Annotated in this window: 16 protein-coding genes and 3 pseudogenes; 9 read left to right on the top strand and 10 right to left on the bottom strand. The window is 69.4% G+C overall.

The window, feature by feature from the left end:
• Nucleotides 1–423: 423 nt before the first annotated feature.
• Together ABVB68_RS12255 and ABVB68_RS12250 are read left to right on the top strand one after the other, a co-directional pair.
• Nucleotides 424–1,383, top strand: a complete 960-nt coding sequence (locus ABVB68_RS12255) for a mechanosensitive ion channel family protein (RefSeq protein WP_353600969.1) — start codon at nt 424–426, stop codon at nt 1,381–1,383.
• Between the two features lie 497 nt (nt 1,384–1,880).
• Entirely contained in the window at nt 1,881–2,309 is a 429-nt protein-coding gene (locus tag ABVB68_RS12250; RefSeq protein ID WP_353600968.1) for a VOC family protein, read from the top strand.
• A gap of 62 nt (nt 2,310–2,371) precedes the next feature.
• Here ABVB68_RS12250 and ABVB68_RS36895 read toward each other — a convergent pair.
• The 4 genes and pseudogenes from ABVB68_RS36895 to ABVB68_RS12235 all read right to left on the bottom strand — a co-directional run.
• A pseudogene (locus tag ABVB68_RS36895) lies at nt 2,372–2,590 on the bottom strand (helix-turn-helix domain-containing protein); the annotation flags it as partial.
• Between the two features lie 162 nt (nt 2,591–2,752).
• Nucleotides 2,753–3,286 (bottom strand): GNAT family N-acetyltransferase, encoded by a 534-nt coding sequence (locus ABVB68_RS12245; RefSeq protein ID WP_353600967.1) that lies wholly within the window; start codon nt 3,284–3,286, stop codon nt 2,753–2,755.
• Between the two features lie 97 nt (nt 3,287–3,383).
• Entirely contained in the window at nt 3,384–3,737 is a 354-nt protein-coding gene (locus ABVB68_RS12240; RefSeq protein WP_353600966.1) for a VOC family protein, read from the bottom strand.
• Nucleotides 3,738–3,915: 178 nt separating this feature from the next.
• Nucleotides 3,916–4,719: a TioE family transcriptional regulator gene (locus ABVB68_RS12235; RefSeq protein ID WP_353600965.1), complete on the bottom strand. Its 804-nt coding sequence runs from the start codon at nt 4,717–4,719 to the stop codon at nt 3,916–3,918.
• Between the two features lie 58 nt (nt 4,720–4,777).
• Between ABVB68_RS12235 and ABVB68_RS12230 the strand changes: the two genes are divergently transcribed.
• From ABVB68_RS12230 to ABVB68_RS36890, 3 genes and pseudogenes are all read left to right on the top strand, one after another.
• A complete protein-coding gene (locus tag ABVB68_RS12230) occupies nt 4,778–5,980 on the top strand; it encodes an erythromycin esterase family protein (protein WP_353600964.1) in 1,203 nt (400 codons plus the stop codon).
• Nucleotides 5,981–6,022: 42 nt separating this feature from the next.
• Nucleotides 6,023–6,124 (top strand): annotated as a pseudogene (locus ABVB68_RS12225) (VOC family protein); the annotation flags it as partial.
• Nucleotides 6,124–6,249: pseudogene (locus ABVB68_RS36890) on the top strand (SgcJ/EcaC family oxidoreductase); the annotation flags it as partial. The pseudogenes ABVB68_RS12225 and ABVB68_RS36890, both read left to right, overlap by 1 nt.
• Here ABVB68_RS36890 and ABVB68_RS12220 read toward each other — a convergent pair.
• The 4 genes from ABVB68_RS12220 to ABVB68_RS12205 form a co-directional block, all read right to left on the bottom strand.
• Nucleotides 6,218–7,135, bottom strand: coding sequence for an NAD-dependent protein deacetylase (locus ABVB68_RS12220; RefSeq protein ID WP_353600963.1), 918 nt, complete (start codon nt 7,133–7,135; stop codon nt 6,218–6,220). The pseudogene ABVB68_RS36890 and the gene ABVB68_RS12220 overlap by 32 nt on opposite strands.
• A 308-nt stretch (nt 7,136–7,443) precedes the next feature.
• On the bottom strand, nt 7,444–8,484 hold the full coding sequence (locus tag ABVB68_RS12215) for a vWA domain-containing protein (RefSeq protein ID WP_353600962.1): 1,041 nt from the start codon (nt 8,482–8,484) through the stop codon (nt 7,444–7,446).
• A gap of 265 nt (nt 8,485–8,749) precedes the next feature.
• Entirely contained in the window at nt 8,750–8,950 is a 201-nt protein-coding gene (locus ABVB68_RS12210; protein WP_353600961.1) for a hypothetical protein, read from the bottom strand.
• Nucleotides 8,951–9,169: 219 nt separating this feature from the next.
• Complete coding sequence (locus ABVB68_RS12205) at nt 9,170–9,586, bottom strand: hypothetical protein (protein ID WP_353600960.1); 417 nt, start codon at nt 9,584–9,586, stop codon at nt 9,170–9,172.
• Between the two features lie 695 nt (nt 9,587–10,281).
• Between ABVB68_RS12205 and ABVB68_RS12200 the strand changes: the two genes are divergently transcribed.
• On the top strand, nt 10,282–10,521 hold the full coding sequence (locus ABVB68_RS12200) for a chaplin (RefSeq protein WP_353600959.1): 240 nt from the start codon (nt 10,282–10,284) through the stop codon (nt 10,519–10,521).
• A gap of 399 nt (nt 10,522–10,920) precedes the next feature.
• The gene (locus ABVB68_RS12195) at nt 10,921–11,385 is read left to right on the top strand and encodes a hypothetical protein (RefSeq protein WP_353600958.1); all 465 of its coding nucleotides are present in this window, start codon (nt 10,921–10,923) and stop codon (nt 11,383–11,385) included.
• 188 nt (nt 11,386–11,573) lie between these two features.
• On the opposite strand, the gene ABVB68_RS12190 is transcribed toward ABVB68_RS12195, so the two are convergent.
• Together ABVB68_RS12190 and ABVB68_RS12185 are read right to left on the bottom strand one after the other, a co-directional pair.
• On the bottom strand, nt 11,574–12,071 hold the full coding sequence (locus tag ABVB68_RS12190) for a MarR family winged helix-turn-helix transcriptional regulator (RefSeq protein ID WP_353600957.1): 498 nt from the start codon (nt 12,069–12,071) through the stop codon (nt 11,574–11,576).
• Between the two features lie 271 nt (nt 12,072–12,342).
• Complete coding sequence (locus ABVB68_RS12185) at nt 12,343–12,834, bottom strand: Lrp/AsnC family transcriptional regulator (RefSeq protein WP_353600956.1); 492 nt, start codon at nt 12,832–12,834, stop codon at nt 12,343–12,345.
• A gap of 93 nt (nt 12,835–12,927) precedes the next feature.
• Between ABVB68_RS12185 and ABVB68_RS12180 the strand changes: the two genes are divergently transcribed.
• Both ABVB68_RS12180 and ABVB68_RS12175 read left to right on the top strand, forming a co-directional pair.
• Nucleotides 12,928–13,401: a rhodanese-like domain-containing protein gene (locus tag ABVB68_RS12180; RefSeq protein ID WP_353600955.1), complete on the top strand. Its 474-nt coding sequence runs from the start codon at nt 12,928–12,930 to the stop codon at nt 13,399–13,401.
• Nucleotides 13,395–13,598 carry a GNAT family N-acetyltransferase gene (locus ABVB68_RS12175; protein ID WP_353600954.1) on the top strand — a complete coding sequence of 68 codons (204 nt, stop codon included), beginning with the start codon at nt 13,395–13,397 and terminating at the stop codon, nt 13,596–13,598. The genes ABVB68_RS12180 and ABVB68_RS12175 overlap by 7 nt, the downstream gene beginning before the upstream one ends.
• Nucleotides 13,599–13,808 lie beyond the last annotated feature (210 nt).

The following is a 13,808-nucleotide window of genomic DNA, read 5'->3' as shown; positions in this document are numbered from 1 at the left end:
ACGCCGGTCGTCTGCGAAGGGGACGCCGGACGTCTGCGACGAGGACGCCGGGCGCGTTCATCGGGGATGTCGACGGGAGATCTCCCTTTCACGCCGTGACCGTGCGCCGGAACCGGTTGCGGTACTCGGTCGGGATGGTGTTCAGGCGCCGACCGGCGACGGCGCAGGGCCACGCCGCTCCTCGTCCCGAACCTCCGCCACCCGGTGTGCGGCCAGGGACGCGGAGGCCGGCACCCGAGCGGATCCGCGCGTGTCGGCGGAACCGGGTCGGCCGGTGCCGATCATGTTCCTCGCGTCACCGGGTAGTCGCCGCCGACGAGCCGTGAACCCTCGAGATTCGGAGCCTTCGTGCCGACAACGCTTCTACCCGCACATGCCGGTCCTGTCGCCGCGGACGATCTGGCGCTGGAGTGGCCAGGCTGGATGCACGAGCATGCGGCGGGGCTGGTCGAGATCCCGCTGCGCATCGCTCTCATCGTCGTCGTCCTGGCCGTCGTCCGGTCGATCGCCAAGCGGGCCGTCACCCGCGTCGTCCAGCACATCCTGGAGCCCGCCGCGGACGAGGGTGAGGTCAGGCGCCGGCGTTCCGACCGCGGCGTCGCCATCCTGCACCGCGACCGCTCGCGCGCCCGGCAGCGACGCGAGCAACGAGCCCGCACCATCGGCTCCGTGCTGAGCAGCGCGATGACCATCGTGCTCTTCCTGCTCGGGACGGCCATGGTCCTCGACCAGGTCGGCATCGCTCTGGGCCCCCTCCTGGCCAGCGCGGGCGTGGTCGGCCTGGCGCTCGGCTTCGGTGCGCAGAGCCTGGTCGCCGACTATCTCTCCGGCCTGCTCATCATGATCGAGGACCAGTACGGCGTCGGCGATTCGGTCGATCTCGGCGAAGCCGTGGGAGAGGTCGAACACGTCGGGCTGCGCCTGACCCACGTGCGTGACCTCAACGGCGGCCTGTGGCACATCCGCAACGGTGAGATCCTCCGCGTCCGCAACGACAGCCAGGACTGGGCCCGCGCCGTCCTCGACGTCGCCGTGGCCTACGGCGCCGACCTCGACGCCGTCTACCGGGTACTGGAGGAGACGGGACGGTCCCTGCGCCAGGACGCCGCCTTCACCGACCTCCTGCTCGAGGACCCCGCCGTGTGGGGTGTGCAGTCGCTGGACGCCGACGGAGTGGTGGTGCGCATCGCGGCCAGGACCGTCCCGCTCCAGCAGTGGGCCGTCACCCGCGAACTGCGCCGCCGCGTCAAGGACGCCCTCGACGCGGCCGGCATCGACATCCCCTTCCCCCAGCGCACCATCTGGCTGCGCACCGACGACCCGGCAGCCGAGGCCGTCGCACCGCGGATCGGCCCAGGGGACACCCCGGCCGGACGCCGGTAGCCTCCGACCGGGCGTACGGTGATCGCCGTTCCGAGGAGGGAACCCGGCCTGATCGAGGGAGCCGTCGAGTGGGGCCGAGTCCGGGTGGGCGACGCCGACGTACAGGGCCCGCGAAGTGCCGTGCCCCCCCACCAGGCTCTGGTGGCCTCGGTGGTGCCGCGGCCTTTCTCGGGGACCGCGGCACCACCACCCAGGCACCACACCAGGGCACGAACGCCCGGTGCCCCTCACGCAGACGTGGATACGGGGCCGAACGAGTGATGTTCACGCCCTCAACGCCGTGGGTGACGGACCCTCAGCCGTCCGAACCCCAGGGTCCCGGAGATACGGATCCCCGGCCCGCCGGGACCTGAGCGCCGCCGGGGTTTGTAGAGTGAGTCCTTCCAACCGGTCCGCGGATCCGGTGGCGAGGTCACCGTCCCACTCTAGGGACTGCGCCCCAACCGGCCGCTGGAAGAAAGCTGGTTGGCCTCCCCCGCCATTGCTATGGTGCGCCGATGTCATCGATCAAGCAGTTCCAGGTCACCTTCGACTGCGCGGAGCCCGAGCGCGTCGCCCGCTTCTGGTGCGAGGTGTTGGGGTACGTCGTATCGCCGCCACCGAAGGGGTTCGCCACTTGGGACGATTTCGATCGCTCGCGGCCGCCGGAGGAGCAGGGTTCGTGGTTCGCCTGCGTCGATCCCTCGGGTGTGGGTCCGCGACTGTTCTTTCAGCGTGTTCCCGAAGGCAAGGTCGTCAAGAACCGGCTGCATCTCGACGTGAGGGTCGCCACCGGGCTCGTGGGTGAGGAGCGCCTCGCCGCGCTCGAAGCCGAGTGCACACGAGTGGTCGCGCTGGGCGCGGTACGCGAGCGGCTCCTGTACGACGGCCACGACGCGTGCATCGCGATGCGGGACATCGAGGGCAACGAGTTCTGTCTCGACTGAACGTCCTCGCACGGCATCGCCGCCCGCGGCGCCCTCCGAGCCGCGTGCGCGGTCTCGCCGATGGCTCGCGAGACCCTGGAGCGGGTCGTGTCGTACAACTCGGCGAGCGCGGCGTGGGGAAGCCCGGTGCGCAGGTGCACCAAGGTGACCAGTCGCCGGTCGGCGAAGACCAGGTCGTACTTCGGACCGGCACCGGCCTGCCGGTGCCGCTTGGCGCCACGCCGTTCATCCGACGCTGACTCGCACTGGGCTGGCCACGGGTCCGCCAACTCCTCGATCACATCGCCGAGATGGGCATGGGAGACGCCGCAGAAGGCGGGGTGGGGCAAGGCCGCACGGGCCCACTTCTTGGTCACACGCGAAGAGCCTGAGCGGCCGCCGTCACGTCACGGCCGTAGCAGCCGGCCTCGCGGACCGGGGTGAGGCCGTCGTGCTGTGGTAGGTCAGGCTTTCTCAGCGGTGCTCGCCCCGGGCGGGCGCACCATGAAGACGTCGATCGGGTCCTGGGCTTCCAGGACGAATCCGTGGCGCTCGTAGAGTCGACGGGTAGCACTGCCCTGCAAGACGCTCAAACCCACGGTCATGCCCTGCTCGTCCGTCCGCTCCAGCACCGTGCGCAAGACAGCGGATCCCAGCCCTCGGCCCTGACGGTGCGGAGCAAGGTAGAAGTGCTCGAGCCACTGTCTGTCTTCGGTGGGCCGGACCGTGACGCATCCTACGAGTTCACCGTCGATCATGATGATCGACGTGTGCTGCGTCGAGAACGAATCTCGCAGCCGTTGCCGCACCCGGTGCTCGTCGTAGCGACCAAGGCGCTCCAAATCCGCGCGCATGACGGTGGCCCGCAACTCCGCGATCACCTCGATGTCCGCTGCCACCGCACAACGCAGCACCCAGCCCGCGGCATGCGCTGACGTGGCCCGTGCGGGCACCACCACGTCGGATTGCGCCCCGATCCCCGTCATCCCGGCATCCATGGCCGGAGTATCTCAGTCCGCCTGCTCTGAACAGGCACATGGGCAACTCAGCTGGAACTGCTCAATCCCGCCCCGACCTCGATCGCGGACCGGGTCGTCAGTGACGCCGCTGGCCGAGGACGCAGAACTCGTTGCCTTCAGGGTCGGCCAAGACGACCCAGGACTGATCACCCTGGCCGATATCTACATGCTGTGCGCCGTGGGCCACGAGACGAGCCACCTCGGCGGCCTGGTCGTCAGGCCTGAAGTCGAGGTGCAGTCGGCTCTTCGCCGTCCTGCCCTCGTCGACCCGGACGAAGTCCAACCCCGGCAGGCGATCCGGCGCCGGGCGGATCTCGAACTCATCCTCGGACGAGTGGACCACAACCCAACCGAGAGCCTCGGCCCACCACCGCCCCAACGCCACCGGATCTACCGAGTGAACGATTACCTGCTCCCATTCCAAGGTCATCTTCGAAGCCTACACTCGTGCTTCGCGTCTCGGCAGGGCGAGAACCCGGGTGTCAAGGGGCTTGGTTCGGGGGAGGGTTGGTCACTCGGCGGCCCCTTCCGGGTCAGCCGCAAGGCTGGTGGCTTCACCGGGGGTCACGGACGCCCCTGAGTCACTCTCTCTGGACGTCCGGTCCGTTTTACACGGGGCGGTCGGGGCGGCATCGCGCGCGAAGGTACGCCTCAAGCTCGGCAGCCCCCGTCAGCATCGCGCGCCCGCGGGCGGCCAGCCGGCCGCGCCAGTCGGACAAGGCGGCCTCCAGCGGCTCCAAGCCGCCCGCCGCCCGCACCTGGGCGAGCAGCGGGGCGATCTGTTCCAGAAGGTAGCCGCCCCGCCTGAGCTGGTGGGCCAGCCGGGCATCCCGTACGTCGGCCTCGCTGTAGACGCGGTACCCGGTCACCGGGTCCCGGCGTGGGCGCACCAGCCCGGCGCGCTCCCATTTCCGCAGTGTCGCGGGCCGGATACCGAGCTTCTGCGCCAACGGCCCGATGAACGTACCGCCGGAGCCGGAGTCGGAGCCGGACCCGGACCCGGAGTCGGTGTTGAAGCTGGAGTTGGAGCCGGGGTCCGTATCGGGTTCGGGCGTCGTGACGGGCTCCAGGTCGCGGAGGGCGTTTTCGACGGCCTGGAGGGTCCGGCGGTCGTCGAGGAGCTGGGCGTGGCTCGTGTCGATGAGGCGGAAGGCCTCATCGGTCGCGTCCTCGTTCACGGCCCGCATGATCGACGTAGCCGTCTGGTGTCCGTGGCCGGGCACCAGGGCGAGGAACGCGCGAAGCGCCGCCGCGTGCAGGGGCGTGTAGGTGCGGTAGCCGTGGGGTGTGCGAGCGGCGGCCGGAAGGATGCCGGCCTCCTCGTAGTTCCTGACCGCCTGCGTGGACAGACCGTGTCCGCGCGCCAGATCAACCGGCCTGAGCCGCTGACCACTTTGAGGGTTTCGTGCCATAGCTCTGCCAATACAGCGGGAAAGTTTCAAACGAAGGTTCAACGATACCGTTGACGCCATGCCCTACGACATCAAGGACACCGTCCATCCCGTCGAGGCGGCCGCCGTGATGAGGCTCCTCTCCACCCGGCCGCGGCTGCTCGCCCTGGGTGAGCCCACCCACGATGAGGAAGCTCTGCTCGACCTGCGCAACCACCTCTTCCGGCAGTTCGTCGAGGAGGAGGGCTACCGGACGATAGCGATCGAGAGCGACTGCCTGATGGGCCTTGTCGTGGACGACTACGTGACCTCGGGCTCGGGGACCCTCGACGAGGTCATGGAGCGCGGAATCAGTCACGGGTGGGGGGCGTCCGCGGCCAACCGCGAGCTTGTGCGCTGGATGCGCGCCTACAACGACGGCCGGCCCGCGGCCGATCGGCTCCGCTTCGCCGGCTTCGACGGCCCGCTGGAGATCACCGCTGCCGCGAGCCCCCGGCAGGCCGTCACCGCGCTCCACGGCTATCTCGCGGCGGGGGTGGACGCGGACCTGCTGCCCTGCACCACGGAACTGCTCGACCGCCTGCTCGGCGCCGACGACCGGTGGACCGACCCCGCAGCGATGTGGGACCCGGCCCAGTCCGTGGGGCAGTCCTCCGAGGCCAGGGAGCTGCGGTTGCTCGCCGACGATCTGGCGGCGCTGCTCCACGAGCAGATGCCACACCTGATCGCGACGACGTCGCGGGACGACTGGGACCGGGCGCTCCTGTACGGGCGTACCGCGACCGGCCTGCTGCGCTACCACTACTGGATGGCCGACACCTCACCGGCCCGCATGACGCGGCTGGTGGCGGTGCGGGACCAGATGATGGCCCGTAACCTCCTCGCCGTCGCCGCTCGCGGGCCGGCCCTCGTCCACGCCCACAACGGCCATCTCCAGCGGGAGAAGAGCACGATGCGGATGGGCGGGAAGCCACTGCGGTGGTGGAGCGCGGGTGCGCTGGTGAGCGCTCAACTCGGGGAGGAGTACGCCTTCGTGGCCACGGCCCTGGGGACGATCCGGCACCGGGCAGTGGACGCCCCGCCGCCGGACACCGTCGAGGGGCTCCTGTACGCGCTCCCGGAGGACCGCTGCGTCATCGACGCCCCGCGACTGGCAGCCGCCCTCGCCGACATGCCACCCGCGCCCCGCGTATCCCCCTGGTTCGGCTATTCCCCGCTGGACCCGTCCCACTTGGCGCACAGCGACGGCATCGTGTTCGTCAAGGACGTCCCGCAGAGCTAGGGCCTGTCTCTCGTAACCGACTCGGGTCTGCCGGATGGCGCCATGGAACGAGTACTCGGAGTCGGCGGATACCTCATGCGGGCCACCGACCCGGTGGCTCTGGGTGCCTGGTATCGCGACTGTCTCGGCCTGGACGCCGATGAGACCCGGAAGGATTCCTCGCGCTGTTCCGTTCCGGCGCCGTCTGGACGACCGCTCACGGCAGGGTACTCGTCGGCTTCGACGCGATCGCCGAGTTCACTCGCACCGTGCTGCCCACGGCAAGCTGGGCGGCGAGGCCGGGATGCCCAGCCGCTCGGCCATGGTGGTGAGGGCGGCTCCCAGCGGGAGGGCCACCCGGCTGCGGGCGTGCCGGTCGCCGCGGGTCGGGTCCTGGTTCACGATCAGCACCGGCTTGCCGGCCTGGGCCGCCTGTCGGACGAACCGGAGTCCTGACATCACGGTCAGTGAGGAGCCGAGGACGAGCAGCGACGTCGCCTCACCGACGAGCTTGCGGCAGTGTCCGACCCGCTGCGGTGGGACGGCCTCGCCGAAGAACACCACGTCCGGCTTGAGGATGCCGCCGCAGGCCGTGCAGGGAAGCACGCGAAAGTGCCGGGCCTGTGCGTCGGTGAGGTCGGCGTCACCGTCCGGGTTGATCGCGGCGGGCACCGGCTCGAAACCCGGATTGGCCGCCTCCAGCCGCTGGGCGAGTTCACGGCGTGGGGTGCGGGCGCCGCAGGAGAGGCACAGTACCCGGTCCAGGCTGCCGTGGAGTTCCACGACGCCCTCGCTGCCCGCGGCCTGGTGCAGGCCGTCGACGTTCTGGGTGATCACACCGGAGAGCGCGCCGTGCCGCCCGAACGCCGCCACGGCCCGGTGCCCGGCGTTCGGGCGGGCGCGCCCGAACGTACGCCAGCCGAGGTGGCTGCGCGCCCAGTACCGGCGCCTGGCCTCGGCGCTGGCCGTGAAGTCCTGGTAGGTCATCGGGGTGTGCCGACGCAGGCTCCCGCCCTCGCCCCGGTAGTCGGGGATGCCCGACTCCGTGGAGATGCCCGCCCCGCTGAGCACCAGCACACCGCCCATGCCCAGCACCTCGGCGACCGGCTCCAGATCCGTCGTGCCGGGCGGCAGGTCCTCGGTGGGGGTCCAGCTCAGAGTGGGGCGCATGCGCATGCCGCCAGGGTACGGAATCGGCCGCCTTCGGTCATCAGCCCCGGATCCGCGCGAGGACGCACCGCACTGGACGGGCGACCCGGCCGGTTCCGGCGCCGCCCCCCACGGCACGGGCGGAAGGGGTGGGGCCTACGGGTTCGTCGACCTCGCGGCCCTGCACACCGACCGGGGTGAGGTGGTGACGCCCGCCGAGCACCGCGGCCGGGGCGTCGTCGGCGGGTGCGGGCATAGGCGAGGCCCTGCCGCGGGTCGGCGGGGCGAGGGAGCCCGCGGCGCCGCTGCGGGCGCCGCCGGCACAGCCACCGGCGTCAGAGCATGAGCAGGAGGCGCGTGTTCGGTACGAGCTTGCGGTTCACGCTGGTGCTCTGCACGAAGATCATGAAGTCGTCGTTGTGGTCCGGCTTGATGCGGACTTCCGCATCCGGCAGGCCGAGCAGGGCCCGCGCCTCGGGCCCCGTGTACACGCGGTCCGTCCTCTTCTCCAGCACCGCGATCTGCTTCCGCGCCTGGATCTTCTCCGACTTGCTCAGCTGGTAGAAGGCGCCACCGGTACGGTAGGTGTGCCCGGATTCGATGACCCAGTCGCGGATCGCCGCGTCACGAGCGACCGGGATCAGCCGGTACTCCGACGGATTCACCGGGGTGAGGCCGGCCGCCTTGATGGTGTCCTTGTTGACGGCCTCCGCACCCGTCGAGAACACCGTCCGCGATCCCCGGATGCCCTGGGTGCGGCCCACCATGAACTTCTCGGTGGCCTGCTGGATGACCTGTCCGGCCTCCTCCAGGCCCTGCGTGCTGGTGGCGTCCCAGATGGCTATGTTGTCCTTCGGGAAACCGCAGCGCATGGCCTCGCGCTTGCCCATCTGGTCCGGGACGAGGACAGCCAGCGTCCAGTTGTCCTCCTGTGTCTCGATCATCTTGGACACGGACTCGACCAGTTCACGCGGATCACTGGCAGGGGCGTCCGGGCAGCGATGACTCGCGTTCTCCTGGCCATCGGTGAGCACGAACGTCAGGAAGCTGTGGTCGCCGTACAGTTGAGCCGTCTGCGCCAGCTCCCGCTGTGACTTCAGCGCGGCCGCCAGCAGCGCTGTCATTCCACCGGCCCGGTACAGCTGCTTCAGCGACGGCATCCGCAGCACGTCCTTGTCGTAGATGACGCATTCCACACGGTCCGCGAAGGCGTACACCGTGACGCGGGTTTCCTGGTCCAGTTCCTCCGACCGGCGCGCAAGGTACGCGATCTGCTGATCCGCGACCTCCACGACCTTGCGGCTCAGGTGCGACATCGACGAACTGGCGTCCAGCACAAGGGCGACGTGATTGATGTAGTTCTGGCTTCCGGACATGGCAGCTCCCCCCTCGTTCTCCGACTCGATGCTCCTACCGTCTCACGCACCACTGACAATCGATCTTGGCTCCGCGGCCGGACGAGGAGTCAGGAGCGTGTGCGATCGGACGAGTTGAGGGGCGGTCCGGGCGGAGGTGATGACGTCCTACGGCGTGCGACGGCGTCTCAAAGCAATCCGGACCGCCTTCGCCCGCCTGACGCTGCCCATGTCCGAGCCCGACCCGCACGGCCGGCTGCACCGACGAGCCTTCGCGGGCGACCGCCTACTGGTAGCAGGGGGGCCCGCACAATGTGGTCGCCCTGCCGCTGTCGGCGGCCGTTGCGGGGGGCGCGTCATGGGCAGTGACGGTGGGGTGGCCGATCGTCTCCCAGGGCATGGGCATGGCGACGGCCTGAGGGGCGAGAGCGGTGAAGGCGGCGGTGGCCACGAACACGGCGGCGACCGCTCGCTTGCGCATACGCATGGAAAGCTCCTCTACTCCTCGGCCCGCGGGCGGGTGTGGCGGCCGGAGGACCGGTCGGCCCGGCAACCACCGTCGGCGACCAGTCTCGGTGGGATGACGCCCTGAAGCCAGGCTCTTCCGGCCGGAGTCGGCGGATGTCCACACCATCCCCCTGAGCGGCGGGCGGTGTTCCGGGCGGGCCCGTAGCGGACCCGCCCGGCGCTCTCCGCTCGGTTGGGCCTACGCGGTGGGCAGCTTGCCGCTCTTCGTGTGGACCTCGTCCATGAAGTCGACGTCGTTCTTGTTCATCCGGTACACGTTGATCCGGACCTTGTGGCCCTCCGGGATGGCGAACGCGCAGGACGTGAAACTGGCCGTCTGGCAGTGGCCCTTCAGCTTCCGGGCCGTGACGTCGTAGACCTCGGTCCAGATGTAGTGGTTGTCCTTGCTCAGGTCCTTCACGTCCACGCGCTCGTCGTCCTTCGCCGAGTCGCGCGGCTCGAAGACGACCATGGCCCTCTGCTTACCGCCCGAGGAGAAGTAGTCGACGGTGTTGGGCTTGGCCGCGGCGCTGGCCGTGCTGACGCCGGCGGTGAGGGCGAGGCCCGTTGCCATCACCACCGTGATACCCGCGCGGGCCAAAGGTGTCTTCATCATTGTGTTGCTCCTGCTCATGTTCCGGGACGAGCCTTGCACGGAGGAACGCGTACTCGTCCTGGAACGTCCAGCTCCCGGCCCGTACGCAACGGGCCGGGGAGTGACTGGTGCTGGTGGCCCCCGTGCCGCCGCACGCTGATCGCGTGTGGTGATCTTCTTATCAGGTGGCGCACCTCTCCGAGCAAGTCCGGCCTCGCATGATGTTCACATACGCCCTCCGTGTGAAGGAGTCGTGAGCGGCACGCTCGGGGAGACCCGGTGCGCCCGCCCGGCTCCGCATGTTCTCGGACGGGACGGCCCCCACCCGCCGCCTTCGACCTGCGCACGCCGGCACCGTGACCTCACGACCGGCCGCCGTCAGCGCGCGATGCGGCATGGTGCCCACCTGTGCCGTTCCCCGGCCGGCACTGCTCTCGTCAAGCCCCCTCGGCTTCGGGCCACAGCGTACCCCTGATTTGAACGCGTTCAGAAATGCTATGACCTGGAGAGCGGGCACCCCGGACCCCGGAGCAGCAGGTCGGACACACACCGGTGTGGGGCAGTTGGGGGAGGGACCGTGTCCTCGAGGCGGCAGGGGCGTTGGGCAGCACAGTCGTCCGGACGGGTTGGTGCTCCTCCCGTCGGGACGGCTCCCCGGTCCTGCTTCGAGCAGAACCCACACCCCCCCTCTTTATGTGTTCCAAAGAAAGCGAGTAATGATCGTCATGAAGAAGACGCTTGCGGTTGCCGCCGCTGCCGGTGCCGTCGTTATGGGCGGAGCGGGTTTCGCCGCCGCGGATTCCGGTGCCCAGGGTGCTGCGGTCGGCTCGCCCGGTGTGATCTCCGGCAACACCGTTCAGATCCCGGTCCACGTGCCGATCAACCTGTGCGGCAACACCATCGACGTCATCGGCCTGCTGAACCCGGCCTTCGGCAACGCCTGCGTCAACGACTGATCTGACGGACAGGGTGGAACGGAGCCCAGCCGGGATCCGACTGTCTGTGTGAGTGTGGCGGCCGTCCTTCCTCCCCGGCCGCCACACTCATACCCACGGGCCGCGGGCCCGCTCCCGGTGCCCACGCCCGTGCTCTGTTCGTACGGGCGGTTCGGTGAAGGCCGACGCCGCCACCGTCCACCCGTCAGTCGGGCCGCCCGGACGCTGGGCCAGGCGGATGAACGGGCGACAGGCGTCTCCGAGGCGGGTCCGTGCGGATGCCGTCCGGCCTGATTCGTACCCGCGGGGGAGTGCCGGCGCGGAGGACGACGCCGCCGTACTCAAAGCTGATGGTCTGTTCGCGTGACAGGGGCTGGCGCCGTGCGGAGCCCGCCTGTCCGGCCGCCGCATAGTGGGGGCATGAGCATCGATCAGGGCACCGACGAGCGATCCGTCCTGCTGGACCCGCAAGCGGCGGTCATGGTACGGCAGCTGGTGCAGGGAGTGGGCAACCACCAGATGCGGAAGGCGACGGTCGTCCTCGCTTTCTTCCGTGACGGCTACTGGCTGCGCCGTTTCATAGAGGAGCCGGCGCTGGGCGCCCTGGAACCGCCCGACCACCCGACCGCGGTGAACTGGGCGGCCGTACTCGAACTGCTGCGGACACCCGAACTGCTGAACGACAACCGCCGGGAGCCGGGCACCATGGGCCCCCATCTGACCGTACTGGAGATGGCCGCATCGCTTGCCGTGGGTCACCTCCTCGACCTGCGCCGGGCGGCGATGCAGCTCTCCGGGGCGGAGTGGAGGGACGTCCTGCTGAGGATGGAGTCGGCCGCCGACTTCGTGGGGAGCCCGCTGTCACCCGTGTCGCCGGCGGGCTGATCCTGTCGGCACGGGCCGCCGTCCGGCCGCCGCATGCGGTGCGCGGATCATCGCCGCCCACGTCAGCTGATCGACGGCCCGACAGTCTGCCGCTGTGACCGCGGTGCCGGGACGGTCAGGCCGCTGTGGCCAGGGGTCGTCCTCCCCGGCGGATGCCCTCCGGTGGACCTTCCCGGTCAGAGCACTAGCTACGCGCCGGTGGCGTGGCGTGCCGGGCCCGGGTGAGTGAATCGAGTGAGCAGGTCCACCAGTTGCTCGGCCTCACCCGCGGCCAGGTGCGTGACCAGGCTGTCGGCCAACGGCTCGGCGGCCACGTGGGCGTCGTCGAAGAGTTCCACGCCCTGCTGCGTGATCTCCACCGCCCGCACCCGTCGATCGCCGGGGACGGCCTTGCGTACGGCCAGCCCCTTGCGTTCCAGGTCGTCCACGATCCGCATGATCCCCGCCTTGTCCGACCCCGTCGCCTCCACGAGGTCCCGCTGCACGGTCGGGCCGCGGTCCATCAGCAGGATCAGTACGGCGAAGTGCCGCAGCTCGATGCCGAACGGTTGTAGCGCCTCCGACATCACCGCGGCCGCCCGCTGGTGCGCCCGGCGCAGCAGCAGCCCGAGCGCGAAGGGCGAGGTGTCCCCGGGGCGGTCGGTCGCCCTTGCGGGCGTCATCTCGGAAGGGCTGTCGGCGCTCATGAGACGGACGTTACCAGACAGTCGAATCGATCGATACCGTATCATTTGAGATTAAAATGCGTCGGCCGAAACCGGTGCGCCAAGTCCCTGTTCACCCGAAGCTACGGCGAAGGGACAAGTAGTCCTCTGTAGCGGATCTGAGGTGTACTCAGCGTTTTTGATCTTCTGGGCTCATCGGGGGCCGTGCTCGGCGAGGTTGGTCCGGTCATGACGATCGGAAGGAGCCTGGGGTGCGGCAGGAGTGGGAGTCGGAGGACGGGCCACAGGGTCGTCATGCAGGCCGATGCGCCCGCTCCTGCCGCTCTGGCGACGAGGCCATCGTCGTGATTGCGCGGTCCGAGAGCGGGCTGGAGTAGACGACGCTGGTCGTCACGGAGCCGAGGCCGGCGATTCGGCCCGTCGTTGTTTCGAGGTGGCGCATGGAACCGGCGAGGACCTTGAGTACGAAGCAGTCTTCGCCTGTGACGTGGTGGGCTTCGATGATCTCAGGTGTGGTCGCAACCAGATCATGGAACGGTTTGTAGTTGCCCGTGGGGTAGCGGAGGCGGACGAAGGCCAGGATGCCGAGTCCAAGCTGCTGCGGGTCCACCACTGCCGAGTAACCGCGGATCACGCCGCTCTCTTCCAGGCGCCTCACCCGCTCGGTGACAGCACTGGCCGACATGGACACGGTCCGTGCCAGCTCGGCGTAACTGGCCCGCCCGTCCTGTTGCAGGGCTTCCAGGATGCGCATGTCGATCTGGTCAATGAAATCGGCGGCCATGGAGAACAAATACCATGACATCCCCGGCCGCAGTGCGGAACGGCCGGGGATTGCCTGTTCCGGCGGGTGGTCACACTTCGTAGTGTTTCACCCATGAACAACTCCGCTGCAAGTCCTGCACTGCACGTGCCGCCCGCGCCTCCAGTCGAAGCCGCCGCCTTCTTCACCGCACGCCTCACCTTCCAGGCGGACGTCTCCGACGTCCGCGCCTCACTCGACTCGGGCGACCCGGGCTTCGTTCTGGTCGATTCGCGTGGGAGTGCCGGCTGGCAGCAAGGTCATGTGCCGGGCGCGGTCCACCTGCCCACCGCCGACATCCCGACCCGAGCCGCAAGCCTGCTCGACCCGAAGGTCCCGGTCATCACCTACTGCTGGGGGCCCGGCTGCGACGGCGCCACCCGCGCGGCGCTCGCCCTCAGTCAACTCGGCTACCGGGTCAAGGAGATGATCGGTGGTATCGAGTACTGGATCCGCGAGGGCTTCCCGGTCGCATCTCTGGCCGGTACCGAACAGCGCGAGGCGGATCCGTTGACCGCTCCGATCGGCTCCATCACCTGCGCATGCTGACGGACACCACACGGCTGGGCGGCACGGTGCGCCCGGCCGTGCTGGCCGACCTGCCTACGGTGGCGAGACTGCGCGCCGCCCATGCCGCGTTCGAGCGAGCCGAACCTCTCCCCGACGATCTTGCGGCTCGCCTGGAGTCCGCCTTGTTCTCGGCATGCGCGAGCAAGATCAATCACGGGCCGCCGGACTCGCCGTAGCTTCGGGAGGACAGGGCTGCCAAGGTGGCCCGTGAAGCGGCTGGATTCCTCGAATCATCCAACGTCGTGAACGTGATGACGAGAGTCGGTGAGCCGCAGGTTCGGAGTTCCTGAGGCCCAGGCGACAGGGAAGGCCGGCCAGCTGACTCGACGGTCAAGTCGCCGTTCGTCGTGAGGAGTTACGATCGGTGCTGTCCCGCCGGGTCGCTC

Origin of the sequence: Streptomyces sp. NPDC096012, assembly GCF_040426375.1 — a bacterium.
Classification (GTDB): Bacteria; Actinomycetota; Actinomycetes; order Streptomycetales; family Streptomycetaceae; genus Streptomyces.
Note: the sequence above shows the minus strand (reverse complement) of the source record. Positions and strands in the feature narration are given on the sequence as shown.